This window comes from Granulibacter bethesdensis, assembly GCF_001889525.1.
GTDB classification, from domain to species: Bacteria; Pseudomonadota; Alphaproteobacteria; order Acetobacterales; family Acetobacteraceae; genus Granulibacter; species Granulibacter bethesdensis_C.
This window is the reverse complement of record NZ_CP018192.1, coordinates 381,374-406,590: the sequence shown is the minus strand read 5'-3', so window position 1 is coordinate 406,590 and position 25,217 is coordinate 381,374. Positions and strand designations below refer to the sequence as shown.

Annotated in this window: 27 protein-coding genes and 1 tRNA gene; 18 read left to right on the top strand and 10 right to left on the bottom strand. The window is 56.8% G+C overall.

What is annotated here, in order from left to right:
* Positions 1-2 precede the first annotated feature (2 nt).
* The 5 genes from GbCGDNIH6_RS01855 to GbCGDNIH6_RS01835 all read right to left on the bottom strand — a co-directional run bounded on the left by GbCGDNIH6_RS01855 (position 3) and on the right by GbCGDNIH6_RS01835 (position 4,938).
* Positions 3-1,034, bottom strand: coding sequence for an AAA family ATPase (locus GbCGDNIH6_RS01855; protein WP_072562653.1), 1,032 nt, complete (start codon positions 1,032-1,034; stop codon positions 3-5).
* 26 nt (positions 1,035-1,060) lie between these two features.
* Positions 1,061-1,372, bottom strand: coding sequence for a methanol dehydrogenase [cytochrome c] subunit (locus GbCGDNIH6_RS01850; protein ID WP_011631055.1), 312 nt, complete (start codon positions 1,370-1,372; stop codon positions 1,061-1,063).
* A gap of 29 nt (positions 1,373-1,401) precedes the next feature.
* On the bottom strand, positions 1,402-2,019 hold the full coding sequence (moxG, locus tag GbCGDNIH6_RS01845) for a cytochrome c(L), periplasmic (protein ID WP_081369912.1): 618 nt from the start codon (positions 2,017-2,019) through the stop codon (positions 1,402-1,404).
* 66 nt (positions 2,020-2,085) lie between these two features.
* Entirely contained in the window at positions 2,086-2,979 is an 894-nt protein-coding gene (moxJ, locus tag GbCGDNIH6_RS01840; RefSeq protein WP_072562652.1) for a methanol oxidation system protein MoxJ, read from the bottom strand.
* 81 nt (positions 2,980-3,060) lie between these two features.
* The gene (locus GbCGDNIH6_RS01835; RefSeq protein ID WP_025285909.1) at positions 3,061-4,938 is read right to left on the bottom strand and encodes a methanol/ethanol family PQQ-dependent dehydrogenase; all 1,878 of its coding nucleotides are present in this window, start codon (positions 4,936-4,938) and stop codon (positions 3,061-3,063) included.
* A gap of 280 nt (positions 4,939-5,218) precedes the next feature.
* Between GbCGDNIH6_RS01835 and GbCGDNIH6_RS01830 the strand changes: the two genes are divergently transcribed.
* Both GbCGDNIH6_RS01830 and GbCGDNIH6_RS01825 read left to right on the top strand, forming a co-directional pair.
* Positions 5,219-5,761, top strand: a complete 543-nt coding sequence (locus GbCGDNIH6_RS01830) for an SRPBCC family protein (RefSeq protein WP_072562651.1) — start codon at positions 5,219-5,221, stop codon at positions 5,759-5,761.
* A 67-nt stretch (positions 5,762-5,828) separates the two neighbouring features.
* Positions 5,829-6,422: a DUF1643 domain-containing protein gene (locus tag GbCGDNIH6_RS01825; protein WP_072562650.1), complete on the top strand. Its 594-nt coding sequence runs from the start codon at positions 5,829-5,831 to the stop codon at positions 6,420-6,422.
* On the opposite strand, the gene GbCGDNIH6_RS01820 is transcribed toward GbCGDNIH6_RS01825, so the two are convergent.
* The 3 genes from GbCGDNIH6_RS01820 to GbCGDNIH6_RS01810 form a co-directional block, all read right to left on the bottom strand.
* The gene (locus tag GbCGDNIH6_RS01820) at positions 6,365-7,306 is read right to left on the bottom strand and encodes a CDP-alcohol phosphatidyltransferase family protein (RefSeq protein ID WP_408874825.1); all 942 of its coding nucleotides are present in this window, start codon (positions 7,304-7,306) and stop codon (positions 6,365-6,367) included. The genes GbCGDNIH6_RS01825 and GbCGDNIH6_RS01820 overlap by 58 nt on opposite strands.
* Entirely contained in the window at positions 7,303-7,998 is a 696-nt protein-coding gene (locus GbCGDNIH6_RS01815; protein ID WP_269765631.1) for a phosphatidylserine decarboxylase, read from the bottom strand. Before GbCGDNIH6_RS01815 ends, GbCGDNIH6_RS01820 begins: the two co-directional genes overlap by 4 nt.
* Before the next feature lie 66 nt (positions 7,999-8,064).
* Positions 8,065-9,114 carry a hypothetical protein gene (locus GbCGDNIH6_RS01810; protein ID WP_072562648.1) on the bottom strand — a complete coding sequence of 350 codons (1,050 nt, stop codon included), beginning with the start codon at positions 9,112-9,114 and terminating at the stop codon, positions 8,065-8,067.
* A gap of 121 nt (positions 9,115-9,235) precedes the next feature.
* Here GbCGDNIH6_RS01810 and GbCGDNIH6_RS01805 point away from each other — a divergent pair, with 121 nt between their 5' ends.
* From GbCGDNIH6_RS01805 to GbCGDNIH6_RS01745, 14 genes are all read left to right on the top strand, one after another.
* Complete coding sequence (locus GbCGDNIH6_RS01805) at positions 9,236-9,934, top strand: cytochrome b/b6 domain-containing protein (RefSeq protein ID WP_081369911.1); 699 nt, start codon at positions 9,236-9,238, stop codon at positions 9,932-9,934.
* A gap of 66 nt (positions 9,935-10,000) precedes the next feature.
* Complete coding sequence (locus tag GbCGDNIH6_RS01800) at positions 10,001-10,612, top strand: LOG family protein (RefSeq protein WP_072562646.1); 612 nt, start codon at positions 10,001-10,003, stop codon at positions 10,610-10,612.
* 28 nt (positions 10,613-10,640) lie between these two features.
* Positions 10,641-11,981, top strand: coding sequence for a hypothetical protein (locus GbCGDNIH6_RS01795; RefSeq protein WP_072562645.1), 1,341 nt, complete (start codon positions 10,641-10,643; stop codon positions 11,979-11,981).
* A gap of 221 nt (positions 11,982-12,202) precedes the next feature.
* Positions 12,203-12,279: transfer RNA gene (locus tag GbCGDNIH6_RS01790), tRNA-Pro, on the top strand.
* A gap of 99 nt (positions 12,280-12,378) precedes the next feature.
* A complete protein-coding gene (locus tag GbCGDNIH6_RS12305; RefSeq protein ID WP_157692292.1) occupies positions 12,379-12,807 on the top strand; it encodes a hypothetical protein in 429 nt (142 codons plus the stop codon).
* A gap of 146 nt (positions 12,808-12,953) precedes the next feature.
* A complete protein-coding gene (locus GbCGDNIH6_RS01780; RefSeq protein ID WP_011631044.1) occupies positions 12,954-13,469 on the top strand; it encodes an adenine phosphoribosyltransferase in 516 nt (171 codons plus the stop codon).
* A 217-nt stretch (positions 13,470-13,686) separates the two neighbouring features.
* Complete coding sequence (locus GbCGDNIH6_RS01775) at positions 13,687-14,829, top strand: hypothetical protein (RefSeq protein ID WP_072562643.1); 1,143 nt, start codon at positions 13,687-13,689, stop codon at positions 14,827-14,829.
* A 35-nt stretch (positions 14,830-14,864) separates the two neighbouring features.
* Positions 14,865-16,046, top strand: a complete 1,182-nt coding sequence (locus GbCGDNIH6_RS01770; RefSeq protein ID WP_157692291.1) for an OpgC domain-containing protein — start codon at positions 14,865-14,867, stop codon at positions 16,044-16,046.
* On the top strand, positions 16,046-16,939 hold the full coding sequence (locus tag GbCGDNIH6_RS01765) for a hypothetical protein (RefSeq protein WP_072562641.1): 894 nt from the start codon (positions 16,046-16,048) through the stop codon (positions 16,937-16,939). Before GbCGDNIH6_RS01770 ends, GbCGDNIH6_RS01765 begins: the two co-directional genes overlap by 1 nt.
* 171 nt (positions 16,940-17,110) lie before the next feature.
* Positions 17,111-17,233 (top strand): hypothetical protein, encoded by a 123-nt coding sequence (locus tag GbCGDNIH6_RS12665; protein WP_257786266.1) that lies wholly within the window; start codon positions 17,111-17,113, stop codon positions 17,231-17,233.
* Between the two features lie 90 nt (positions 17,234-17,323).
* Positions 17,324-17,833, top strand: coding sequence for a hypothetical protein (locus GbCGDNIH6_RS01760; RefSeq protein WP_072562640.1), 510 nt, complete (start codon positions 17,324-17,326; stop codon positions 17,831-17,833).
* A gap of 61 nt (positions 17,834-17,894) precedes the next feature.
* On the top strand, positions 17,895-18,740 hold the full coding sequence (locus tag GbCGDNIH6_RS01755) for a carbon-nitrogen hydrolase family protein (protein WP_072562639.1): 846 nt from the start codon (positions 17,895-17,897) through the stop codon (positions 18,738-18,740).
* 29 nt (positions 18,741-18,769) lie between these two features.
* Entirely contained in the window at positions 18,770-19,573 is an 804-nt protein-coding gene (locus tag GbCGDNIH6_RS01750) for an NAD kinase (protein WP_269765630.1), read from the top strand.
* Between the two features lie 15 nt (positions 19,574-19,588).
* Positions 19,589-20,518, top strand: coding sequence for a glycosyltransferase family 9 protein (locus GbCGDNIH6_RS01745; protein ID WP_072562638.1), 930 nt, complete (start codon positions 19,589-19,591; stop codon positions 20,516-20,518).
* A gap of 6 nt (positions 20,519-20,524) precedes the next feature.
* On the opposite strand, the gene GbCGDNIH6_RS01740 is transcribed toward GbCGDNIH6_RS01745, so the two are convergent.
* Positions 20,525-21,670, bottom strand: a complete 1,146-nt coding sequence (locus GbCGDNIH6_RS01740) for a glycosyltransferase family 4 protein (RefSeq protein ID WP_081369910.1) — start codon at positions 21,668-21,670, stop codon at positions 20,525-20,527.
* Between the two features lie 88 nt (positions 21,671-21,758).
* Between GbCGDNIH6_RS01740 and radA the strand changes: the two genes are divergently transcribed.
* Positions 21,759-23,141 carry a DNA repair protein RadA gene (gene radA, locus GbCGDNIH6_RS01735; protein WP_072562637.1) on the top strand — a complete coding sequence of 461 codons (1,383 nt, stop codon included), beginning with the start codon at positions 21,759-21,761 and terminating at the stop codon, positions 23,139-23,141.
* A gap of 2 nt (positions 23,142-23,143) precedes the next feature.
* Positions 23,144-24,118 (top strand): retroviral-like aspartic protease family protein, encoded by a 975-nt coding sequence (locus GbCGDNIH6_RS01730; protein WP_072562636.1) that lies wholly within the window; start codon positions 23,144-23,146, stop codon positions 24,116-24,118.
* An 18-nt stretch (positions 24,119-24,136) separates the two neighbouring features.
* Here the strand turns inward: GbCGDNIH6_RS01730 and GbCGDNIH6_RS01725 are convergent, their stop codons facing one another.
* Complete coding sequence (locus tag GbCGDNIH6_RS01725; protein WP_072562635.1) at positions 24,137-25,102, bottom strand: glycosyltransferase family 2 protein; 966 nt, start codon at positions 25,100-25,102, stop codon at positions 24,137-24,139.
* Between the last annotated feature and the right edge of the window lie 115 nt (positions 25,103-25,217).

Genomic DNA, 25,217 nt, shown 5'->3' with positions numbered 1-25,217 from the left:
GCTCACGGGGCCGGCACGCGCTCTAGCACCTGGCGGCACAGCGCCGGCACCAGAGTCTCCCGTCGAAGTTCATAGAGTGGATCAAGGAAGATGCGATGCGCCATCGATTCCATAAACACGGCACGCAGATCTTCCGGCACGACCATATCGCGCCCATTGAGGAAAGCATTGACCCTGGCCGCACGCACCAGATAGCTGAGACCACGCGGGCTGGCGCCTCCCTGCACCAGACGATCTATATCGACACCCTCCAGCATGATGCCATGCTGACCAGGATAACGCAGAGCATTCCAGAGCCGTACCACATACGCTTCGAACGCATCTGAAGAATGGATACGGGCCTGAATAGCCCTTGCCACCCCATCCAGTGTGGTATGAGGCAGAATATTGGTCTCAACCGAACCGATCAGATTGTCCACATCATGGAAACGACGATCGAAGATCAATTGTCGCCGAATGGTATCATCGGCAGGGGTTTCAACTGGAATTTCCATAAAGAAACGATCGCGGGCCGCGGCAGGCAGCTCATAGGTTTCTTCACGCTCCAGACGGTTTCTGTCTGCAAAAACCAGAAGATGAGGCAACAGAATTTCGCGATTAAAAGCCGTTACACTTCGCTCAGCCATCAGACGCAGCAGCAGGGAATGCACCTGCGGACGGGCACGATTGATTTCATTGAAGAAAAAAACGGCAAGATCTTCACCATGATGCAACACCGGCCCCGGCTCCAGCCTGGGCTTACCGTCATCGCCAATGGCGGCATGGTAAATCAGATCGCCAGGCATCAGATCGATCGTGCCTTCGACACGCTCGTATGGACCGCCAATCGCTCTTGCAACGGCTCTTAAAAGAGTGGTTTTACCGACACCCACATCGCCTTCGAGCAGCACGTGGCCCCGTGCCAAAATAGCGATGGTCATAAGACGAACGACACGTTGCTGCCCCAGAACGGCACCAGACACTGCCGCTTCGAACGCAATCGCACGCTCCCGCCAACCACCGAGGCTAAAAGCCTCGGCGCTGGCGTCGGCCATTGATCCTGACATAAAAGTCAGAGACCTCAGTTACCCTGACCCTGTAGCTTGTTCACATCGAACTCGAACTTGCCGGTCTTGACAAAGTTTTCGACACGCAACTTGTTGCGGGCTTCCTGAGCGTCCAGAGCAGCCTGCTGTTTCGCCAGTTCTTTCGGATCATGATGCGGGTCATATTTGGACCCTTTCAGGATTGCCGGATAACCGGGTTCCGGCTCCCAGCACACGCCCGGCGCCTTGCAATGCGTGCCGTCATAAGCGGCATGAGCAACGGAAGCACCAGCCGCACCGGCGATCAGGGCCGCTGCCAGGGTTCCCTGGATGATTCTCTTGAACATATGACTTCCTCCTGATTTGGTTTGGATGGTTAGCCGGGAAGCTTGCAGGCTTTTGCGTCCTCGCTCGCGGGGAACTTGGCCTCATCTTCCTTCTTGAAGAGCTTGAAGCTCTTGCGCTGAGCGTCCGTCAGCCACGGCATGTCTTCATCCGTGTGCTTCGGGCCTTCATAGTGGAAACGAATCCAGGCCATCACGCGCAGAATCTGATCCATGGTCAGATCCTGATTATGCGGACCCATCATACCGTTCGCACCACCGAAGATCGTGGAGAACAAGCCCTGGTCGGTCTTGTTCGTCTCATAAGTCCAGTAGTCATCAGCCAGAGAGGGACCAACCTTGCCCTCCATCTCTCCACCATGACAACCGGAACAGGCAGAAAGCCACAGGCTTTTGCCATTGGGAAGGCAGGATTCAATCAGATTATACGGGTTATGCCCGGTCTGAAGGAATTGCTTGACGGCAGGCGTATCACGCCCATCTGGCAAGGAGTCGTTCAAATCTAGTGGATCACCACTGACTGTGTTGGTGAATTTGAGGGCGCTGGGCGGAACAGGCGTATCACCCGCATGCGCAGGCACAGAAACCGCAATAGCAGCCGCTAACAGGGAGGCAGCCAGAGTTCCATTCAGGATATGTTTAAACGTCAAGGGTTCGTTCCATTTCTTCTCGGCTGTGCGTCTCGATATTACACAGCTATCGGTCTTTAAGAGTTCTCAGGAATTAGGCGCGAGAGTCTGAATATTCTCGTCCTTGAGAATATTGGCGATCTGTGGCTTCGCCTTTTCCAGAGCACCATCGAGCTCTGCCTGCAACGCCGCATCATCCCGGCGCACGCCCATGACCTCGCTATAATGCATCGGCACTTTCTGGCCATCAGAGCGAGTGGCATTATCGGGAATGACAGTCACGCGCAGCTTTACCGGAGACGCCTTGACGTAGCGTGCTACCTCCGGATCAAACGCAACTCCGAGATCAGCATGACCGGATGCAACCTCGGAAACGATTTTGTCGGATGGAACCTGAATATACTGGTTTCTAGGAGATTTAAAACCAACCAAAGACTGCTGATAGCTGAGATTATCTTCGTATTTACCGATCTGACGCAGCATCAGCTCGCCGGGCGAGCCAAACGCAACGGCAATTTTGGAGATATGCTCGAACGCTGGATCCTTCCAGTCCTTGGGCTGCGCCTTACCATCCTCACGAGTGATAAAAACATAGCTGGACCGATAATAGGGCTTCGTCGTCAGAACACGATCATCGCCTTCATCCAGGCCCGCAACCACATCGCAGGTATTTTTGTAAAGCTGGTCACGCACAGCATAAATAGCAGGCCGATCAGTCCAGACAAAAACCGGTTTGCGGCCCATTGCCTCCGCAACCGCAGTCATAATCTTGTTCTCAATACCTGTTGCTCCAGGTTCGGAGAACGGAGCCTGTTTGGTAGAGGCACAGATGCGCAAGGTCTTCTGCGTATCCTGGCCGGAAGACGCGCTTCCAGTCGTATCAGACCATGCGGGCCGCGCTGTGGCAGACATTGCAAACAATGCACCAAAAGCTGCTGCCGCAACGTAGCGACGCCGGTTGTTCATAGGACGATAGCGCATCGTAAAACCATTCGATTGCTGAAGCTGTGAGACCCGCCACGAAGAATATCATGGCGGGTCTTTCTTCACAGGCGAACCCGATTAGTTGGCGTACTCGCCAACCTTCGGATCGTCATACGGGCCTTTGCCACCCAGGGAGAACACGAACACGCCACCACCCTGCTGGGTATAGTGTGCCAGTTCCTTGAAGGCGCCAACCGCACCGAGACCGGCAGACGGATCGTTCAGGTCGAACACCATACCAACACCGGGCCAGCCACCAACACCGTAGTAGATGGCGACATACTGCGTGCCCTTGTGTTCATAGGTGATCGGGTAACCGATCACGCCGGACGGCAGCTTGAACTTCCACAGCAGCTCACCGGTATCCTGATTACGAGCCTTAATGAAACCATCAAGCGTTCCATAGAATACCAGGTTGCCGGCCGTAGCCATCGTGCCGCCCCAAACAGCGAAGCGTTCCATCTTCTGCCATTTGAACTGACCGGTGATCGCGTTGTAGGACTTGATCTGACCCAGACCTTCGTAGGTCTGACGATTACCCTTCGGACCCGGATACATGTTCAGCGTCGCACCGACGAAGAACTGACCAGCGCGATACGGCAGCATGAACGGTTCCCAGTCCATGCAAATATGGTTCACGCCCAGGAAGAACTGCTGCTTTTCCGGAGAATAGCTGTCGAAGCCCTGGTTGTGATAGCCCATCGCGGACGGGCAGATGTCACGACCCTTGTGATCCATATAGGTCGCGTATTCAGGATCGCGAACCGGGATACCGGTCTTCAGATCGACATGCTTCACCCAGTTGACGGTGTCGTCGATCTTGTTGGCGGAAACCAGATCGCCGTTTGTACGGTCGAGGGTGTAGACAATACCGTTACGGTCAGGATGGGTCAGAAGCTTGCGCAGCTTACCGTCCTTATCCTTCTGTTCGGACAGCATCATCACGTTGACGCCGGCATAATCCCACTCATCGTGCGGGGTCTTCTGATAGCCGAACTTGGCTTCACCGGTGTCAACATCGCGACCGAAGATGGTCATCGTCCACTTGTTGTCACCCGGGCGCATCGTCGCGTTCCACGGAGCCGGGTTGCCGCTGCCGTAGTAGATCAGGTTGGTGCCGGGGTCATATGCATACCAGCCCCAGTTTGTGCCGCCACCGATCTTCCAGGTTTCTTCCTGCCAGGTCTCTGTGCCGAGGCCGAATTGACCGTATTGCGGGTTGTGGATGTTGAAATCCTTCGCCAGCAGTAGATCAGAGTCCGGTCCAGTTTCATAAGCGCGCCATTTCTGCGCACCGGTGTGCACATCATAGGCGGTGATGTAACCACGAACACCCAACTCAGCGCCGGAGCTACCCGTGATCACGAGATCTTTCACGACATAAGGAGCCTGGGTCTCGGTCTGACCCACCTTGATATCGCCATTTTCCATCTGCCAAACGACATCGCCGGTTTTGGCGTTCATCGCCGTCAGGCGACCATCGAGCAGGTTCTTGAAGATCAGAGCAGGGGTCTTGCTGTCACCCGGCCAGTAAGCCATGCCACGATTGACAACGTCACAACATGCTACAGAACGGGCATTGGCGCTCTGCTTCGGGTTGTTTTCCCAGATGATGCGGCCAGGATTGTCCAGACCCAGCGCAAAAGTGCGGTTGGGGAACGGACCCGTGACATACATCGTATTGTTGACGATCAGCGGCGCACCTTCATGGCCGTTCAGAACGCCATCAGAGAAAGTCCACGCGACTTTCAGATCCTTCACGTTCTTCGTGGTAATCTGCTTCAGCGGGCTGTAGTTCTGGGCCTCATACGTACGGCCCGGCATCAGCCAGTTTTCGTTGCTCTTGGACAGCTCGATCAGCTTGTCCTCGGCCATGGCGGACGTAGCGCCAGCGGCAACGCCCAACACCGCACAGAGCGATGCAGACGCGAGCAGTCCTGTTTTGGATTTGCGCATCGACTTTTCGTCTCCTCCCGTTTCGTTGGGCGGATCGTATGAACGGGTTTCGTCGACTTCCTAGAGGCAAAATTCAATTAAGGACTTATTGTCTAAATCAAGCATATAGTGTTTTTAACAAGTTATAAATAAGAACACATAATTGCATAATATGCATAAAATAATAGAAAAAACACCGATTTATTCTGCTTTTCAATAACAACCCTCTTCATGAGGTTTGCGGGCTCTTCGAGCTTGCGTACAGCCGTGTTGCTCACATGCTTCGCAAGAGGGTTATTCGATGAAAAGACGGCTTTTTATGGGCGCGATTCTCGGCGTTTCCCTGATTTCGCCCCTCACCACGCATGCGCACGGCCCCACGCCGCAAAAGGTGGACGAATCCGTCACCGTGTCGGCCCCGCCTGACAAGGTGTGGGCGATCGTCAAGGACTTCGGTGGAGTCGGTAAATGGGATTCCCAGTTCACCGCAGTCACTTTCAAAAACGACAAGGATCAGGGGCAGGAGCGCACCCTGACCCTGAAATCCGGCAAAAAGATTGTCGAAGGTCTGGATTTCATTGACGAGAATGCCAAACAGATCGGCTGGCGGCGCGTCGATGACGATGTTACCGCTCTGCCGGTCAGCTCCTATAACGTGAAGCTGACGGTCACGCCGGATGGCAACGGATCGAAAATCACCTGGGATGGCCGCTTCTACCGTGGCGATACCGGCAATGAGCCGCCGGATAATCTGAACGATGCCGCCGCCGTCAGTGCCATGACCTCGATGATCAAGGCCGGTCTTGGTAATCTCAAAGATTATATCAGTAAAAATGTAAAATAAAACATAACGGTAAAGGGGGGCGCACAGCCCCCTTTTTTACGGCCGCTTTGCATGGCAGAACAGGGCCATGACTATCACCGCTCGCCGTCTTCCAGCCTCTTCTTCCCTGCCGGAGCATGATCCAGGCGGGAAACGTTTGCTGCCCCTGCCATCCGGCACCATCGGCAATGCTGTTTTTGATGGCCCCGGCAATTGCTATCGTTACGAATTGCGACGGTGCTGGGACAAGGCTGCACCTGCGGTCATGTTCATTATGATGAACCCCTCCACCGCCATTCCCACCCATGATGACCCGAGTGTCGCCAAATGCGGCCGCTATGCCCGGCGCTGGGGATATGGAACGCTGCTGGTGGGCAATACATTCGGTTATCGTGCGACCGATCAGCTTCAACTGGCCGCGGTCAATGATCCTGTCGGGCCCGGCAATGATGAAGCCTTGCTGCGCATGGCCGATGAAGCCGATCTGGTCGTTCTCGCTTATGGTCGGCCAAAGCTGAAACCGCTCCAGTCACGTGGGCCTGCCGTCATGCGCCTGCTGCGTGATGCGGGAATCGTGCCCCATGTCCTGCGCCTGTCAGCCGATGGCTGCCCCCACCATCCGCTTTATCTGCCTGAATCGCTGACGCCGTTCCCCTGCCCGTCCGCCTCCGTCACCTCCTGATCCTCCAGCAGCGCCTCGTTCTGTAAACGTCGGAAGCTGCGGGCGCTGAAGGGCAGCATGGCGGCATAGAGCACTCCAAACGCGGCCAGTGCAGCCCATGGATCCGCCACAAGGAAAGCAATATAGACCGTCAGGCCGAGCAAAAGCGGCAGCACATACTGCGACGGCACCTTGAAGTTCTTGAAACTCCAGACCGGCAGCGTAGACACCAGCAGCAACGCCGTGCCGATCAGGATCAGGGCGCAGAACAACGGGGAATGAGACAATGCCAGCAGGGCCGGCCACTCCATTTCCCGCGCTTCCAGCCCGATGAACAGCGGGAACAACACGAGTGCAGCCCCCATCGGAGCCGGCACACCGGTGAAGAAATTCTGCACATAGGCCGGTTTGCTGACGCTGGAGTCCTTCGGCTCATCCAGCGCAGCATTAAACCGTGCCAGACGGAGAGCCATGCAGACCGCAAACATCAGGCACGGCACAAAGCCGAATCCATGAACCGGGCGTAACGACCACAGATACATCACGAAAGACGGAGCCACCCCGAAGCACAGAAAGTCGGACAGGCTGTCGAATTCAGCCCCAAAGCGCGTGGTGGCCCGCAGCAGCCGGGCCAACCTGCCATCCAGACCATCAATACAGGCAGCGACACAGATGGCCACCGCCGCCCATCCGAACCGCCCCTCCAGCGCCAGCCGCATCGAGGTCAACCCGGCACACAACCCGAGCAGGGTCAGCAGATTGGGAATGATCCGGTTGAAAGAAGGCCCCGCGAAACGCGGGCGACGACGCAACCGACGGCGGCGGCGCATGCCAAGCGATTTGGCAAAACGCGGATGCCTTGGTGCGTCTCCATGCGGGGTCGCTGGTGTTTCGTCGCCGCTCATGGCGTCAGATCGGCGATCACGGTCTCGCCCCCGATCATGGTCTGGCCTTCCGTGACCAGCGGTAATACGCCCTCAGGCAGATACAGATCCGTACGGCTGCCGAAGCGGATGATGCCGAAACGTGCTCCGGCATTCACCATATCGCCCTCCCGCGCATCGCACAGGATACGGCGGGCAATCAGCCCCGCAATCTGCACCACCGCCACTTTGCGCCCATCCGGCATGCGGATCGCCAGCGCATTGCGCTCATTATCCTCACTGGCCTTGTCGAGGCTCGCATTGAGAAATTTGCCGGGTCGATAGGCGATTTTCGTGACCGTCCCATCCACCGGCATACGGTTTACATGCACATCCAGCACAGACAGGAAGGTCGCCACCCGCCAGCGCGGCGTATCCCCCAGTCCAAGCTCAGGCGGAGGAACGGCGGGGGCCACGGATACGACATGACCATCGGCCGGTGCCAGCGCCAGCCCCGTCCGGCCCGGTGGCACACGCTCCGGATCGCGAAAGAAGAACAGGCAGAACAGGGTGAAGGCCACACCCAGCCAGACAATCCAATGAGACAGAAATAGTCCGACCAGCGCGACACCCACACCGCCGATCAGGAATGGCCGCGCCGCCGGATGCGGAGGGGCAAGGACCATTTTGACAGATTGAACCATGGACATCTGGGCAGACTTCCCTTTGGGGATGGAACATGCGGTTATGAAACCTTCTGAATAGAGGGGCAAGCGAGAGAGGTTTCACCTTGCTCCGGCCTATCGCAATCCGGTCAGGGCTGCAGCTGAATAGGTTGCCAACGCAGTCAGCAGGACAGCTATGGTGGCTGCAACCGGCTCCGGCTTCAGCAGCCGTCCTCTCCGCTGGAAACGGCTGTATAAGGACAGGCCTATCCAGGGAGGCAACCAGATCAGCCCAGTTGCATATCCGGCTCGGGAAAGCGAAGAAACAGATGCCCCGCCCGGATGCAGGGCGACCAGCGCCACGGCCAGTATCAGTGTCGCCGCGGCATATTGAAGCGGCAGCAGAGGATGATCGGCCTGCTCCGCCCGATCCGCCCCAAGGGACAAGGCAGGCTGTTTGGTCGGCACGATTTTTTTCCCGGTGCGATGAGAAGCGCCCGACGTTTTTTTGCCCGTAGCCGGGCGTTTGACGACGGCAGGCCGCTCCCCTCCCCCGCCGAACCATGTTCCAAGCGCGGCCGCCGCCACGACCCATGCCAGACCGGACCATCGCAGCCCCACCGGGCTTGTCACATGACATGCGTCCAGCGTCAGAGCCAGACAGGACGCTGCCGTTACCAGCCCCGCTGTCCTCTGACGCATGGAGCGGTCAAGCAACAGAACGGCGCCAGTACCAGCCAATGCAAACGTCACCCATCTGGGGATACCCACAGGAATCCCGGTCACGCGGGTCAGCCACCAGCCTGCTGCCAGCAGGAGAAGCACACAGGAAATAAGCGGCACCCCGCTTTTCCCTGCACTGACAGCGGTCACAGCACGGGACAGAAAGGAGGGTAATCGCCATGGCAACAGCAGAGTAGACACAACCGCCAACAGCAGCAGCGACTCGAATAATGAAACCGCTTTGCCACCTGCATGAGAAGGCGCCGGTACGGGTGCCAACAGCAGCCAGCCCGCCAGCATGGCGGCACCACCCCTGATCGTCGCCAGACCGTTCAGGCCGGACCATGCTGCCCCCCGCCTCAACAACCATGGTATCAGGGCCGCCAGAACCAGCGCATAGGGCACCGGACCACCCGGTATCGTCTGAAGCAGGCCCGGCGGTTGGGATGCCGCGATTGCCATGCGGTGCTGGCCTCCACAAAACGGTCAACTTGTCGCAAAAGGGGATCGCGTGATGCGCTGCCTTGCGTCAAGGTGCCGCGGCTTCGACCCTGAATAATCGGCTTGAACAAACGGATAGAGCATGAAATCGGCGAGTGGCATTCGGTTATCGATGCGGGTTTGGGATGCGCCTCTGCGCCTGTTTCATGGGGCCTCCACCCTGCTGGCGGCCTTGCTGGCATTGAGCTGGGTCGAGGGCTGGCCTGATATTCACCGCTGGACCGCAGAGACGCTGCTTCTTCTTCTGCTGTTCCGTCTTGGCTGGGGATTCGCGGGAAGCGAGACCTCCCGATTCAGTGCATTCCTCGTCGCGCCACTGAGCGGGGTGGAAAAGCGGGATGCAAAACGCCACACAACAACCCGCCTCACAGCTCCGCGACCCGGTCAGGCCACACGCCCCGATTTCGGCCATGGTGCTGCAGGGGGATGGCTCATATTGGTGATATTGCTAGCCCTGTCAGGGGCCTGCCTGACGGGATTATGTGCCTCACCATCGGATCCTTTTTTCCATCTGCTCCCGTCGGAGGCAGCGGCCAACGCCGCTTTTGCGCATAGTGTTGCCTTGATGGTGCTTGGTGCACTGTTTGCGCTGCATCTGCTCCTGCTCCTGATCGCCGGGCGTATCTCCGGGGAAAGCCCGCTACGGCAGTTCATCAGCGGTAAAAAACGCCTGCCCGCCGCCACCAGAACACCAAAACTTGCCGGACCAGGCATGGCAGCGCTGGTGCTTCTGTGCGCCCTGCTGCTCACCCTGCTGCTCTTGCGGCAATTCGGGGCCTGATTGATCCTTCGATTTATTCCTTTTGGGCATCGCGCAATACAGGAGCCACTCTTGAAAGACGCCGGAATGAACGGGCTTCCTCTTACCGCCACTCCGTACCCCACTGCGAAAGCGGTCGCCGTTTTCTGCGGCTCCCGCACTGGCAATCGTCCGGTCTGGTACGAAGCCTCCCTGGCGCTGGGACGTGGACTGGCCAAGGCCGGGATCACGCTGATTTATGGCGGCGGCAAGATCGGTCTGATGGGGGCCGTCACGAATGGCGTGCTGGCAGAAGGCGGCAGAGTGACGGGCGTGATCCCCGACTTCCTGCGTCAGAAGGAGGTCATGCATGAAAAGGTCATGGACATGATCGTGACTGACAGCATGCATACACGCAAGCGCCACATGTTCGATCTGGCGGATGCGTTCGTCACCATGCCCGGCGGCCTCGGTACATTCGATGAGACGTTCGAGATCGTGACCTGGAGGCAGCTGGGCCTCCACGATAAGCCGATCCTGATCTGTAACATTGATGGCTGGGCCGATGCCCTGATTAAGGTGCTGGACACCGCCATAGAAGACGGCTTCGCCGATGCCAGTTGCCAGCGATTATATGAGGTCGTGCCAGATGTGACCACTTTGCTAGAAGCATTGAAACAACTTCCAGAAAAAGAAAATGGTCCTTCAGGCCGTTTATGACTTTTTTAGAATTAGGAAGGCATAGAAAATGAATCAAATAGAAAATAAATTCCATAAAATAATATTTTTAAGTTCTTTTTCTATCACCGGAATTATTTTATTTGCATGGGTTTATCATTATGGGCCGATATGGCCATCAAATGATTCTTATGGTTTTCTGCGATATATAAATTTCTTTTCTAATGAAAATGGAACCATAATTGATCTTATCAAGGCCCGCAGCAACGAACATCTCATTGCTTTTCATCTATTTGTCGCTTTAGCAACTTTGAAAGCGACTGGAATTTGGATGAAAGCCCTTATTTATGAAAATGCTATTCTTCTGCTGTCGAGTGGTATCATGCTTTGGTTTGCACTTCGTCAATCAACCATCATAAAGACCTATCCATTCCTGACCATTCTGACCGTTACCCTGCCACTTCTCAATCCATCACAGACAAGCTACCTGCTATGGAGCTTCCAGATATGGTGGTATCTAGATCTAGCTATGCTGGCATGCTCGCTTCTATTGATCGAACGCTATGGTTTCCGCGCCTACCCTGCCATTTTCATTATATGCCTGCTTGCAACAGGATCTGAAGCTCAGGGCGGCGCTCTGTGGCTTGCAAGTGGCGCACATTTTATCATGATCTCGCTACGCTCCAAAGAAATACGCAAGGGCCTGTTGATTGGCTTGTTACATGCCATTCTTTTTCTTGTTGCTGTATGGCTGACTATGCTTGTGCCTAATATACATATTACAAAATCAGAAAAGGTTACCAGCATTTTTGAACACCTGATTTATTTCACCAAAATGATCGGGGGTGGATTTGGAAATCAAAATGAGTCGTTTGCCCTCATTGCAGGAGCAATCTCACTTATAATCTGGGCGTTTCTATTCACCCTTTCCCTGAGCTTTAACACAATAGAAAAACGCCTTGGTGCTGTATTAACCGTAATACCGTTATTGTGGACGGCAGAATTTACCGTTGGCAGAGAAAACCTGGGAGTCGCATGGGCATTTGACGATTTTCACGAAGCACCTATGTTGGTGCCTTTCTTTATCGGCATCGCAATATATGCATTGGACTGCCTTCCCGGACAATTTGCGCCTTCTGTAGCGTCGGCTTTCATAATCGTTCCACTTATCACGGGGGCGTCCTGGGGACATGCTCGATCAGTAGAAATGCGTGTTCTCTCCAACCGCGCAGCAGCAGCTAACTGCTCAGGCATAGCTATTCCCCGCAAGGATCTACTCCGGCTGAGCATTCTTGATGATTACGGTTACATCTATGATGAAACAGTACATTTTGTACCCAAGATGTGCCAGCATGCCGGGGATGTATCAAAGTGGATACCAGACCTGCGAGCCAACCTGAACCATCATTGATCTCAATGGCAGCACCATCACTGGTCAGGGCCAGTGATGGTGCCTCCCTTGTTCGCCGTGATATCCACCGCCGCATGTGAATGCCCATAGCGGAGGCTTGTCTTTAAACTCGCATAGCAACGACATCCAGAAAGGGGCAGGACAAGAGAGATTTACGATCACCTTTTATGCTCAGGCATCTTGCATGATCACAGGAGGTTGGTTATACGCCCGGCCTCGGCCGGAGTGTAGCTCAGCCTGGTAGAGCACTGTGTTCGGGACGCAGGGGCCGGAGGTTCGAATCCTCTCACTCCGACCAGCCGATTTTCTTTCCCGCATGTCTGATGAACCCCATCACATGGTTCGGGCTTCTCCTATGATAATATATCCCATCAAAGCTATGACGTTGCTGTGCCTGATGGCCGGTAGCTTGGCCAATGCAAAGGGCCCTGAGCCTCTTGTTCCCTTTGCGGTTGATGTCACCCTTTCGCCATTGGCGCGGCAAATGCTGCTCAAGCGCCATGAAGTTATCACCGTTGCCGTCTTTTATGATGGCCTCCCCACCCCAGCGACTCAAAAAGAAGCCACGGAAGGGGAAATTGCTCTGGGTCAGGAAAAAACGACCCTCCCTGCAACTGGCGGGCGCACTACCATTTCCCGAAGCGGCTTCAGGCAGAAAGATCTCGACAAGATCATGCCGGACTCTGCCAGGATTTTGATCAACGTCTATTCGGCCAGACGAGCAGGCCCCGACAATCTTCTCGACTGCCCCAGCCACGAGGGTCCGCTGCCCAGACAGAACGGGCAGACCATTCCTGTTCATTGCCGACTGATCGGAGAGCAATAACTGGTCTGACAGGATCACATCCTGCATTTAAACGCCTGACAGTTACCGCTATAGAAGCGCGCCCGTGGTTACCGCTAGAGAGGCGCATCCGCGCCATGCGACCGTCCGGGCAGGTAAAATTTTGGACGAAAGCAGGACCCGCGCGCATGGATCTCAAGAAGTATATTCGGGATATTCCGGACTTTCCAAAGCCCGGCATTCTGTTCCACGACATCTCCACCCTGCTGGCAGATGCCGATGCCTGGCAGGTCACCATGGGCCGACTCGCCAACCGAGTGCGCGTTCATCATCCTGATATACTGGCCGGGGTTGAAAGCCGTGGCTTCCTGCTGGCCGCCCCGTTGGCGCTGAAACTGGGTTGCGGCTTCGTCATGCTGCGCAAACGCGGCAAACTCCCGGGCAAGACCATCGGTCTGGATTACGCGCTGGAATATGGTACCGACCGTCTGGAAATTCAGGAAGGTGCGATCAAGCCGGGACAGCGCGTAGTCATTGTGGATGATCTGCTGGCAACAGGCGGGACACTCGCTGCCGGCATCGACCTGCTACACAAAATCGGCGCTGACGTCGCCGCTGCCGCCACCATCATCGAACTCAGTTTCCTGAAAGGCCGCGAGCGGCTGAACGTTCCATGCGAAACGCTGGTTGATTATCAGGACTGATCCCACTTTCTGATGATGTGTCATTTATATCCCGATTTCAGGCAAATTCATGGCATATGCGCCGTGTTTTCGCCTGAAAACGGATAAAAATATCTTTCGCGTTCCCCGGAGCGTTTGCTGTCACCACCCAACTCGGTTAAGGCAAATACTTCGGGCCGTGAGGAGACCGGGCTGGGCCGGCCCTCCTCCACCTCAGGCATGAAGGTAGGGGAACCCTGTGCCACAGACCAATCAGCCGTTATTGTCAGGCATCAGAAACAGGGAAGGATCTCCTGACTCCCTGCTGACCGAGCAGGCCCGCCGCTCCTTCCTGATCAAGCTTTTTTCCTGCGCCGCTATGGGGGCGATTCCGGGGTCTGTGCTCGCCATTCCCCGCTATGGCCGTGCCCAGGGCACGCTTTCAAATCCTCAGGCCATTCTGGTTGCCGGAACCGAAAACGGTGCACTGGCCCCGCTGGCGCATGCTGTCGCGGATGCTCTTGGCGGGCATCTGAACGGATCGACACGACCCGCCATTGTGTTTCAAGGCGCAGCCGATGGCGTAACGGGCGCCAATCAATTTGAAGCCCGCACCGCACCGGATGGGCAGACCGCTCTGCTGGCACCCGGTGCCGCCGCCCTCGCATGGCTTGCCGGCGATACACGGGTTCACTTCGATGCATCACGCTGGGTTCCGGTTATGGCTGGAACGGTATCCGGTGTTGTCCTCTGCCGGCGCGACAGTTTCTCGCTGAAATCCGGCAGCCGCCCCCGTATTGCCGTTTCCGGTTCTGTCGGGCCGGAAATGCCGGTTGTGCTTGCGCTGGATCTGCTCGGTCTTGACCCCGTGCCGGTGCTGGGCATCACGGATACAGCAGCCGCCAGTTCGGTTCTGGCCAATGGTTCAGTGGATGCCATTCTGTTACGTGGGCCGGCGATCCATAAGTCTCTACCAGCCCTGAGCAATGTCGCGCAGCCTCTTTTTACGCTCGACTGCGTGACCGAGGATGGCGCGCCAGAACGCGATCCGGCTCTGGCAGGTATTCCACGATGCGGCGAAATTCTGGCGCAATACGGTGTCAGGGGAGTTTCGAGCCCGGCCTTGCTGCTCGCGTTGAATGCCGCCATGGCGGCATCACGCCTCAGCTTTACGCTGGTTCTGCCTCATCTTTCCCCGGCAGCAACGATTGCCTTGTGGCGTAGGGCCTCCGGGGAGGCCGTCACAGCGACCGATCTGGCCACTTTCGCAGATACCAGAGCCATCAGCCTGCTGGCCCATGGGGCCGCCACCAGCAATACACTGGCCACCATTCCCACCACGGAAGCGTTGCTACAGCTTCGTCAGTGGTTGGGCCGCCGGATGAACTGGCGGCCCGCCTGACACGGATGGGCCAACATTTCTGAGGCCCCCGCCATGTGGAACAAGACACCGCCATGGATCTGATCCGCTTCAATCGTGACCTCAGGATCGACTTTTTCCGGGGGGTGGCACTCTGGATGATCTTTGTCGATCACATGCCAGGCAATGTGCTGGGCGAGTTGACGTTGAAAAACATCGCTCTGTCCGACGCGATGGAAGTCTTTGTCATGCTGGCCGGATACGGAGCCGGACTGGCGTACGGAAAGGCAATGGATCGCAGCGGCTGGCTTTATGCCGCCGCCGAGTGCGCCCGGCGGGCCTGGACGCTTTATATCGCCCATATCTTCCTGTTCGTGGTCTTCGCGGCGCAGGTCACCTATGCCGCCCAGTTCATGGACCGTACCGATTATCTGGATGAGATCAATCTGGATGTGCTGGGGGCAGACCCTTACGGGGCGCTGCTGCATGTGCTGCTGCTGCACTATCAGCCTGCCTACATGAATATCCTGCCGGTCTATGTGGTTCTACTACTGGCTTTTTCAGTTCTGATGCCTCTTCTGAGACGACCCTGGCTGCTGGGCGGGTTGTCTCTGACGCTGTATGCTGCCACCCGCCTTGATGGGTTGATCCTGCCGAACTGGACCGGTGGGGGGTGGTATTTCAATCCGCTGGCATGGCAGGTGCTGTTCATGATTGGCGCAATCGTCGCCTATGCGCCCTCCACTATTCCGCATCCCCGGCAGCGGAGCCTTCAAATCGGCCTTGATGCGCTGGCTGCCATCATGCTGATTCTGGGGTTAGGCCTGCAAATTCTTTCCCGTTGGCCGGATACGGTCCACGATCTTTCTGCCACGCTGCCACATCTGCTCTTCTCCATTGACAAGGAAAGCCTGCATCCGCTGCGCCTCGCCTCCATTCTCGCTATGGCATGGCTGGCGGCGCGTCTGATTCCGGCCTCGGCCAACTGGCTGCGGGGAGGGATCGCCGCACCGTTCATTCTGGCAGGGCAGCATTCCCTGCCGGTCTTCTGTAGCGGTATTTTCCTGTCTTTCATGGGGCGCCTGCTGATGGAGCAGGAAAGCGGCCTGTGGCGTCAGATCTGGGTCAATGCCTCCGGCACCCTGATTCTGGCGGGAATTGCGATGGTCGCCGCCTGGTATCAGGCCAAAAGCCGCAATCGCTCCACCCGCAATGCCCAGGCTGCCAAACCCGCGCAGGAAGCTGAAGGAATCCGGTGATGAAACAGGCTTTCTCTCTCTCCTTCCCGGCCGCACGCTGGACAGTGCTGCTGCTGGCCACCGGTAGCAGTCTGCTCTTCACGATGCCCCTTGCTCTGGGCGGGAACGATGCTCCGCACGGGGCAGGTCTTCCGGCCACCATAGTGGAAATCACCCCGCAGGATGTGGCCCTGTTGCCCTCTGGACCGGCCGAATGCCCCCCGGATGCCGGGGCAGAATATCCGGATGAACTTGCCCATGTGCGGCAGGCCATACAGACCGGCCATCTTCTTCGTATCGTCACGCTGGGACCATGGGGGACACCAGCCAGCCGGACCGGCAAGGCCATGCCTGCCGTCCCATGGCTGACGGCGGTCATGTTGAAACAGGCCCTGCCGCAGGTTACGATTTTTCTCAGCCCGCAAGGCGCACGCGGCGAACAGGCACAGACGACCGCTGACCGGCTACCCAGTATCCTGAAGGATGCCCATTACGATCTTGCACTGTGGCAGAGCGGCACTGTGGAAGCGGAACGGAATATGCCGCCTTCAGCCTATTATGATGCGCTGAAGGACGGGGTTAGTCGTCTGTTGTCTGCCAATACCGATATTGTGCTGATTGACCTGCCCTACAGCCACCTGCTGAACACCTATGCCGATCCTGCCCTTTACGAGGACGCGCTGGAGCAGGCCGCCGTGCCGGATGGTGTCGCGCTGTATCCGCGCTTCGACATCATGCGGCGATGGGTCACGACAGGGGCGATGTCTCGGCATACTGAGGGTAATATGCGTATCAAGGACATCGCCCTGCAACATCGTGTATGCCTTGCCCGCAGCCTGATGCATTTCATCCTGCAGGGGGCCGGCATCAAACCGGAAAACCCCTCAACACCCTATCAGCCCCCCGGAAAATGAAGCATCTGTCATCCTCGGCGGGTTAATCATGTGATTGATGTAACGTGCCAAGGAAATAAAGTGTCGGGTGCAACCGACTGTATCGGCAGCACTTATCACCCTATGATGGCGCACTACCCTTTACAGCAAGGAGGCACTGCCCGCCCCTCGGGTGGTGTCAGGAAACCGAAAATGGCTCAGGATGTCCTTGATCTATGGGTCAGCCGCTCTCTCAAGGGCAGTCTGGCCAGTGTTCTGGAAGAGCCGCTTCCCGATGAATTGCGTCAGCTTGTAGAGAAACTGACCCACCAGTAACCGGCGCGGCACTCATCAAGAGCGTAAAAACCTGTCGGTTCCTCTGAAACGAGGTGCAAAGACGGTTGATTTCCAGATACATTCAACCGCATGACGATACCTTTCTCCCTGCCCGACTGGGCTCCTCCCTGGCTGACCTTCGCGGTTCTGGTCCCGGCGCTGTTGTATATGCTGGTTTTTCTGCTGATGCCGTTCAGCGTTTTCGGCGTCAAAAGCCGACTGGATAATCTGGAAGCCCGGCTGGACGAGATACAGGGGGAAATTCGTGCTCTGACCCTGCGCCTGCCCGAGCCGATACGCGGACAATATGACGACATGGCGCTGAACTATCTGTCTCCTCCCGTGACCCGAAAGGAGCAGGATCGCCCTGCATACACGCGTCCGCCAATTCCGCCAGCCCCACAGGAAGCGGAGTATTTTCCTCCTCCATCGGCCTATGACACGCCCAGCTATGAGAATGACCTGCCCCAGATGCATGGCCAGATGCGTGGAGAGTCCAGGCGACGGGCGGATGATATGCGGACACCCCGCCAGAACAGCCGGCCACGGGACGGGGCAACCCGTTTCAGCAGATCAGAGCCGCGCTTCGACCGGGAGTGAGCCTGAACTGTTTGCCGCTATAGAAGGCATCTCTTATACAGAGCCGGGAAGAAAGCTGCCCATGCGCATCACCGTCATCCAGATGAATCCCGGCCATGATCGGGCTGCGAATATCGCACAGGCGGCCACATTGATCGAGGCTGCCGTCGCAGCAGAACGGCCGGAAATGGTGGTGCTGCCGGAAATGTGGGCCTGTCTGGGCGGAGAACGGGCCGATAAATTCGCTCAGGCAGAATATCTGCCGGCCCCCGGCAGCAATGCGGAGACCGGCCCTGCCTATGCTTTTCTGCGTGATACGGCCCGTCGCCATGGCATCTATCTGCATGGCGGCTCCATCGGTGAGCGTGATCCGGCAGGATCGGAAGAACGCCTGTTCAACACCACACTCGCCTTTGATCCAGAGGGGCGCGAACTGGCCCGCTACCGCAAGATTCATCTGTTCGACGTCCAGACTTCGGACGGGGTGGGATATCTGGAAAGCGCCACCTATGGCGCAGGACGGGAGATTGTCACCTATCGCGCTGGTCCGCTGACCGTGGGATGTGCGATCTGCTATGATGTGCGTTTTCCAGAACTGTTTCTGGCCTTGCGACGACAGGGCGCGGATCTGATCATGCTGCCAGCCGCCTTTACCCTGCTGACTGGCAAGGATCACTGGGAAACCCTGATCCGTGCCCGCGCTATTGAAACCCAGTGCTGGCTGGCCGCATCCGGTACCTATGGCCGGCATGAAGAAAAAGGAGAGTCACGCTTTACCTATGGCAATTCCATGATCGCCGATCCGTGGGGCATGGTGGTGGCCCGCGTGTCTGATGGCACGGGTTGGGCCACCACGCGGATCGACACCGCCCTGAGCGCGCGAGTCCGCCAATCCATGCCGGTCCTGACTCATCGGGTTCTGGCTTGAGTCCCCATCCGCTCCCTTCCGCCCCGCTGATACCGGAAGCCGCTTTCAGCTGCCGTGCAGCCGAGGCAGCCCCCGGGCGGATCGCTTTTATGGCTGCACCGACCTTGCTGGCGGAGGAATTCCGCGCCCGGCTGGTCGCCCAGTATGGGGATTGCCCGCTGGAAGATGCCGTCTGTGTGGTAGCACTGGGCGGTGATGGCTTTATGCTGGAGACACTCCATCATGTCATGGGCAAGGATCTGCCGGTTTACGGCATGAATTGCGGGTCGGTCGGGTTTCTGATGAACCCGACGGTGGCCTCCCACCTGCCGGAGCACCTGCGGAAATCTCATGCGGCCCATCTGCATCCGCTGCGCATGCGGGCCGTCACGCAGGATGGCACCGTAGAGGAAGCTGTGGCGATCAATGAAGTCTCCCTGTTGCGGCAACGCAGCCAGACCGCAAAAATCCGCATTCTGGTCGATGATCGGGTCCGTCTGGAGGAGCTGATCTGCGATGGCGTGCTGGTTTCCACCCCGGCTGGCTCCACCGCCTATAATCTGTCAGCCCACGGGCCCATCGTGCCGCTGTCGGCCAATTTACTGCCCTTAACGCCGATCAGCGCGTTTCGACCCCGCCGCTGGCGCGGTGCGCTGCTGCCCTGCGATGCCCATGTCGTGTTCGAGGTGCTGGAGGCCGAAAAGCGCCCCGTGGCCGCGGTTGCCGATTCACGCGAAGTACGGGATGTCGTCTCCGTCACAGTCAGCGAAGATCGCTCCATGTCGCTGACCGTCCTGTTCGATCCGGATCACAACCTGTCCGAGCGGATCATCGCCGAGCAATTCACCGTCTAGCCACCCGCGACAGTGATGGAACGGATTCTGGTCATCAAGCATGGTGCGTTCGGCGATCTGGTGCAGGCGCTGGATGCATTTCATGCCATTCGGCTTCATCATCCCGCCGCCAGGATCACCTTGCTGACTGCACCAGCCTATCGCGGGCTGACCAGCCTGATTCCATGGTTCGATGACGTCGTCTTTGATCCGCGCCCGGCATGGTGGCGGCTGGATGCCCTGCTATCACGGCGGCAATGGTTCCGCCGGATGCGGTTTCAGCGCGTGTATGATTTACAGTGCTCAAGCCGGACGGCGCGCTACTTCGCGCTGATCCCTCATCGCGAGCGGCCAGAATGGATCGGTGCGGCACGGGGAGCGTCTCATCCCAATCCGGATTTTTCCATCGGCACCTTTTCCAACCGGGCTAAAATGGCGGCACAGCTCCGCACCGCCGGATTGCCCCCGTCTGCACCCGCACCGATGGACTGGCTGGATGCGAATATTGATGCGCTGGCACTGCCATCGCGCTTTGCCCTGCTGATTCCCGGCTGCTCTCCACATCTGCCCTGGAAACGCTGGCCTGCACCGGGCTATGCCGCGCTGGCCAAGGCCCTGGAGCAACAGGGACTGGCTTCCGTCACGGTAGGAACAGAGGCGGATCGGGATGCCATTCATGCTATCCGTCAGCAATTTCCCGCTCTGATCGATCTGGCTGGCCGCACGTCCCTGCCTGCTCTGGCGGCGGTAGCGCGACGCAGCACCCTAGCTGTCGGCAACGATACCGGTGCGACTTTCCTTGCCTCTGCCCTTGGCACCCCAACCCTGATGCTGATGTCCGCGCATACCGACCCGGTGATTTCCGCGCCATGGGGAAAAGACGCCCGCTGGATCAAGCGCGACGATCTTTCCACGCTGCCGCCGGAAGAGGTCCTGGCCGCTCTGCCTGCCATCAGGCCGCGCTGACCAATCTCAGCGCTGCCCCCAAGTGCGGATAGTTTTCAGGCGCAACGCATCCAGCCGGGCCGCGGCCAATGGTGCGTCAAATCCCGCTGCCTGCACCCGTCCGGCTTCCGACACGGCAGCCCGGCGCGTGTCATCACTGGTCAGAGCCAGGAGAGAAGACGCAAATTGCTCCGGCTGTTCCGGGTCGATCAGGATCGCGGCATCGCCCGTGACTTCCGGCAGCCCCCCCCGGTTACTGGACAGGACAGCAGCCCCACAGGCCATACCCTCCAGCGCCACCAGACCGAACGGTTCTTCCCAGATGCTCGGTACAACCAGAATGGCAGCCCGCGCCATGGCCGCCAGCACGGCACCATGCGGCTGATAACCATCGACCATGATGCCTGCCGCCTCTGCCTCCGCCCGCACGCTACATGCATAGGGAAGATCCTTGCCGGGTCGCAGACGTGACGCGCCGATCATCATTGCCCTCCATCCCGGCCTCTGCGGCAAGACTGCGCGGCACGCCGCCACAAAACGGTCGGCACCTTTTTCCTCCACCAGCCTGCCGGCAAACAGGATCAGCTTCTCCCGCTGCTCCGGCGGCAAAGAAGGTGGCAAGGCCGCCAGATCAAGACAGTTGGGCTGAACCTCCGGGGCGGTAATATCCTCGTGACCACCCGTATAGCGATCCCGCAGAAAAGCGGAGACCACCGTCACACCGGCCAGTACCCGGCTGAGCCTGATCCGCTTTTCGACTGTCCGCGCGTCTTTCATGGCAATAGGATCGTTATGCAGGAACAGGCTTACCGGACAGCCCGGAAAGCGCCTTGCCAGGTCAATTGCAAGGCGTGGCCTGTTATGCACCTCGATCAGATCGGGCTGTGCCTGCGCCAGAGCCGCTTTCAGGGCCTGAAAATAGCGCGCGGAGCGAGGAATGGGCAGAGGCAAAGGTCTGATCGGCCAGAACGGAATGCCGGGAAAAGCTGCCTCTTTCTTTGGTTCCGTCGCGAAAATAATCGGGCGTGTATGATAAGCGTGCGGGGCCAGCTGAGCCTGTAGCAAGGCAATGGCTCCTGCCGCTGACGGCTGGAAACGCTCATTGCCCGGCAGGACGACGGCAACGAGCGGACCGCGGGCAGAACGGGAGGCATTCGATCGGATCTGGGGCACAGCCTGGACATAGCAAGACCCTGCACCGACCTCCAGCTTTCAGAATGGCGGCTTGACGATGACGCCATCCACCTGTTTCTGATCGGGGATGGTCAAAGATCGCGCCCGCTATGTATGTCAGGCCTGCGGAGCCGTTTATCCCAAATGGGCCGGCCGCTGCGAAGCCTGTGGCGAATGGAACAGCATTGTCGAGGAAGCGCCCTCCTCTGCTCCGGTGCGGGTCACGCCGGGTCGCAGGCTGGCTTTCGTCAGCCTGCCCGCCAGTGGCGCGGATGCCGCCCCTCCCCCTCGCATTGCAACCGGGATTGAGGAGCTGGATCGTGTGTTAGGGGGCGGTCTGGTGCCTGGCTCTGTCATTCTGGTGGGGGGTGATCCCGGCATCGGCAAATCCACCCTCATGTTGCAGGCCGCGGCGGCGCTGGCCCGGGCAGGCGGCAGGGCGCTTTATGTCTCCGGTGAGGAAGCGGTGGAGCAGGTACGCCTGCGGGCGCGCCGCCTGCATCTGGCCGATGCTCCACTGGAACTCGCCGCCAGCGGCCATGTGCGCGACATCGCCGCCACGCTGGAAACGGCCCGTGATGCGGCACTGGTAGTGATCGATTCGATCCAGACCATGTGGCTGGACAGTCTGGACAGCGCCCCCGGCACAGTCGCGCAGGTCCGTGCCTGCGGTTTCGAGCTGATCCGGCTGGCCAAAAGCGTCGGCTTCGCGCTGGTGCTGGTTGGTCACGTCACCAAGGAAGGCGCCATCGCCGGGCCGCGCGTGCTGGAGCACATGGTGGATGCCGTGCTGTATTTCGAAGGTGACCGGGGTCATCAGTTCCGCATTCTGCGCGGCGTCAAAAACCGCTTTGGTGCCACGGACGAAATTGGCGTGTTCGAGATGACCGATCTGGGTCTGTCCGAAGTCGCCAACCCATCCGCCCTGTTTCTGGCCGAACGACGCGGTAATATCGCCGGCAGCGCGGTTTTCGCAGGGATGGAAGGCTCCCGCCCGGTCCTGCTGGAAGTGCAGGCCCTGCTGGCTCCCAATGCAGGCGGATCGCCACGTCGGGCTGTAGTCGGCTGGGACAGTGCAAGGCTGGGCATGCTGCTGGCGGTTCTGGAAACGCGCTGTGGACTGAAATTGGCGCAGAACGACGTTTATCTGAATATCGCAGGGGGGCTGCGCATCACTGAACCAGCCGCCGACCTGGCCGTTGCCGCCGCGCTGATCTCAGCCGCAACAGAACAGCCCGTTGCCGCCAATGAAGTCTTTTTTGGGGAAGTCGGCCTGTCCGGCGAAATCAGACAAGTACCGCAAACGGAAGCACGGCTGAAAGAAGCCGCCAAGCTTGGCTTCGAAGCGGCCTGCCGACCGCGTCGGGTGGCACGCGGCAAGAATCGCCCCTCCCCGCCAGAAGGGCTGAAGCTGGAGGAAATCGGGCATCTGTCTGATCTGGTCAGGCGTTTTGTTCCCGACCAGCCCTGATCATGTGGAGCCACACCCTGCGTTATACAGCACAGAGCCTGATCAGATCCTTGCTGAAAGCTATCGGCATGCGGCGTGGTGGGTGGTGGTGGCTGCCCTTGTTACTGTCCGCCTGCGATGCCTCAGCTGGATCCCGTTGCGAACTGACGCGCCATGCCCATCTGACGCTGATCCCGTATGGACATCTTTTCGCCGTACCAGTCATCATTGACGATCAGCCAGCAACGATGATCGTGGATACGGGTGCAGCCGCAACTGTCATTGCCGTCAATGCCATTCAGAAACTGCATCTGGCGCCTGATCCGACCCAGTCCTCCATCATCCAGGGCATCGGTGGTTTGTACAGCCATGCCAATGTTCAGCTGCATACGTTGCAACTCGGTCAGGCCAGCATCCATGATATCAGCCTGGCGGTCGCAGGTGTTCCGGAGATCGAGGGTACTGCCTCTCCGGCAGTGGGCCTGCTCGGCCTCGATATACTGGGCCAATATGACATTGCGCTCGATATTCCTCATCGCACGCTGGATCTTTACGACAGCGAAGCATGCAGCGGTGCTTTTCTGCCATGGAAAGGTCAATATGCCGCCTTACCCCTGCATACCGACTGGCGGAACGCGCTGGTTCGACTGCCGGTGTACGTTGATAACACCTCTCTGACAGCTATTCTTGATAGTGGAGCCTCGATATCCGTCATCACCCTGGCCAGCACCCATAAGGCTGGAGAAACCCTCCACCCGGATGACGTGCTGAATCATGGATCAGGCATGGATATGCATCCAGTTTCCATCTATCGCCATGCCTTTGACAGACTGACCGTCGGTAGGGAGGAATTCCTGAACCAGCCCATCGCTGTCGGCGATATCACATTACCAGGGGGCGATATGCTGCTGGGAACCGATTATCTGGCTACCCGACGAGTATGGATTTCCTTCATGCACAAAGCCATTTTTGTTCAGCAGCAGGAAAGTAAAAAATAGCTATGATCTGCTGTTTAATTAAAATATTCTTCTGATGACAGAATGCATGCTCTCAATATTATTTTCTCTTAACAGATCAACGATATCTCCATGGCTTTGTGAAAGATTTTCAAAATAATTTATTATTGATATAATACTTCTCATATCATAGTCAGTTTTATTCGTATATCTCAAATCACCGCCCAAATAGTTCATGGGATCATAAAAATATTGTCCATTTTTATTGTCTTTCGATAAAAGATAATCACTTTTAAATATTTCCCACGGGTTGTTTTTAATTTTTTCGTAAAATGGTTTATAATGAGCAGACCAGTTTCTTTCTTTTGCTTCTTTTCCTGTACTGATTGCTTTCAGATGACCGATAATAATCTTTGTTAATTCCTGCCAGACAGAGCGTCTATTGAAATGGGCAAGTTTTACCTGATGGCTTTTGCAATCTCGAGCATAACGCTCATCTATGATAACCCCGTGATTACCAGCTTCGATAACCACATTTGACCGGATTTGTCCCCTGACAGCGGTTTTCCAGACATTGGATCCATATGGCAGACGATGGGTAATTCTGACAGGCACTGCAATTTCATCACGATCATCTTCAAAAGTATTTTGATAATTGTTCAGCTCAAACAAAACGCTTTCAATGTCTTCTTTCTGAATTTTGAGCGTTTCATAAAACAGATTTTCACTATTTCTTATGTCTATAAATTCATCTGCATCAATATACATAATCCAATCCGGACTCATATTATTTGCAAATTTATAAAATTCTGTATTGATTTGCATTTCCTGAAAAATAATAGATTTATTTTCAAAAAGAATAATATTAAATCCCTCATTTTTTAATTTTATTAATATATCAACTGTTTGATCTGAACTTCCATTGTCAATGAATATATGGGAATTAAAGAAAATAGAATGATGACGGACAAATGATTCAATAATATCATCTTCATTAAATACTCTTGTTATTCCAATAATATTCATACTGTCCACAAATTTTTATAGATATCACTGCTTATATGACAGTTTAACGACTGCTTCAAAAAAATAATATTTTAATTAAGTTTAGTAAATATTTTTACAATAAAAACCATAATAA

Excerpts from the sequence above, each read along its gene's own strand:
- GbCGDNIH6_RS01805 (WP_081369911.1), top strand. The coding sequence starts at position 9,236 with ATGAAATCGGCGAGTGGCATTCGGTTATCGATGCGGGTTTGGGATGCG.
- GbCGDNIH6_RS01855 (WP_072562653.1), bottom strand. The coding sequence starts at position 1,034 with ATGGCCGACGCCAGCGCCGAGGCTTTTAGCCTCGGTGGTTGGCGGGAG.
- GbCGDNIH6_RS01820 (WP_408874825.1), bottom strand. The coding sequence starts at position 7,306 with ATGAGCGGCGACGAAACACCAGCGACCCCGCATGGAGACGCACCAAGG.
- GbCGDNIH6_RS01730 (WP_072562636.1), top strand. The coding sequence starts at position 23,144 with ATGTGGAGCCACACCCTGCGTTATACAGCACAGAGCCTGATCAGATCC.
- GbCGDNIH6_RS01810 (WP_072562648.1), bottom strand. The coding sequence starts at position 9,114 with ATGGCAATCGCGGCATCCCAACCGCCGGGCCTGCTTCAGACGATACCG.
- GbCGDNIH6_RS01725 (WP_072562635.1), bottom strand. The coding sequence starts at position 25,102 with ATGAATATTATTGGAATAACAAGAGTATTTAATGAAGATGATATTATT.
- GbCGDNIH6_RS12305 (WP_157692292.1), top strand. The coding sequence starts at position 12,379 with ATGGCCGGTAGCTTGGCCAATGCAAAGGGCCCTGAGCCTCTTGTTCCC.
- GbCGDNIH6_RS01830 (WP_072562651.1), top strand. The coding sequence starts at position 5,219 with ATGAAAAGACGGCTTTTTATGGGCGCGATTCTCGGCGTTTCCCTGATT.
- GbCGDNIH6_RS01835 (WP_025285909.1), bottom strand. The coding sequence starts at position 4,938 with ATGCGCAAATCCAAAACAGGACTGCTCGCGTCTGCATCGCTCTGTGCG.
- GbCGDNIH6_RS01760 (WP_072562640.1), top strand. The coding sequence starts at position 17,324 with ATGACGATACCTTTCTCCCTGCCCGACTGGGCTCCTCCCTGGCTGACC.
- GbCGDNIH6_RS01795 (WP_072562645.1), top strand. The coding sequence starts at position 10,641 with ATGAATCAAATAGAAAATAAATTCCATAAAATAATATTTTTAAGTTCT.
- GbCGDNIH6_RS01825 (WP_072562650.1), top strand. The coding sequence starts at position 5,829 with ATGACTATCACCGCTCGCCGTCTTCCAGCCTCTTCTTCCCTGCCGGAG.
- GbCGDNIH6_RS01765 (WP_072562641.1), top strand. The coding sequence starts at position 16,046 with ATGAAACAGGCTTTCTCTCTCTCCTTCCCGGCCGCACGCTGGACAGTG.
- moxJ (WP_072562652.1), bottom strand. The coding sequence starts at position 2,979 with ATGCGCTATCGTCCTATGAACAACCGGCGTCGCTACGTTGCGGCAGCA.
- radA (WP_072562637.1), top strand. The coding sequence starts at position 21,759 with ATGGTCAAAGATCGCGCCCGCTATGTATGTCAGGCCTGCGGAGCCGTT.
- GbCGDNIH6_RS01745 (WP_072562638.1), top strand. The coding sequence starts at position 19,589 with ATGGAACGGATTCTGGTCATCAAGCATGGTGCGTTCGGCGATCTGGTG.
- GbCGDNIH6_RS12665 (WP_257786266.1), top strand. The coding sequence starts at position 17,111 with ATGGCTCAGGATGTCCTTGATCTATGGGTCAGCCGCTCTCTCAAGGGC.
- GbCGDNIH6_RS01755 (WP_072562639.1), top strand. The coding sequence starts at position 17,895 with ATGCGCATCACCGTCATCCAGATGAATCCCGGCCATGATCGGGCTGCG.
- GbCGDNIH6_RS01800 (WP_072562646.1), top strand. The coding sequence starts at position 10,001 with ATGAACGGGCTTCCTCTTACCGCCACTCCGTACCCCACTGCGAAAGCG.
- GbCGDNIH6_RS01780 (WP_011631044.1), top strand. The coding sequence starts at position 12,954 with ATGGATCTCAAGAAGTATATTCGGGATATTCCGGACTTTCCAAAGCCC.
- GbCGDNIH6_RS01850 (WP_011631055.1), bottom strand. The coding sequence starts at position 1,372 with ATGTTCAAGAGAATCATCCAGGGAACCCTGGCAGCGGCCCTGATCGCC.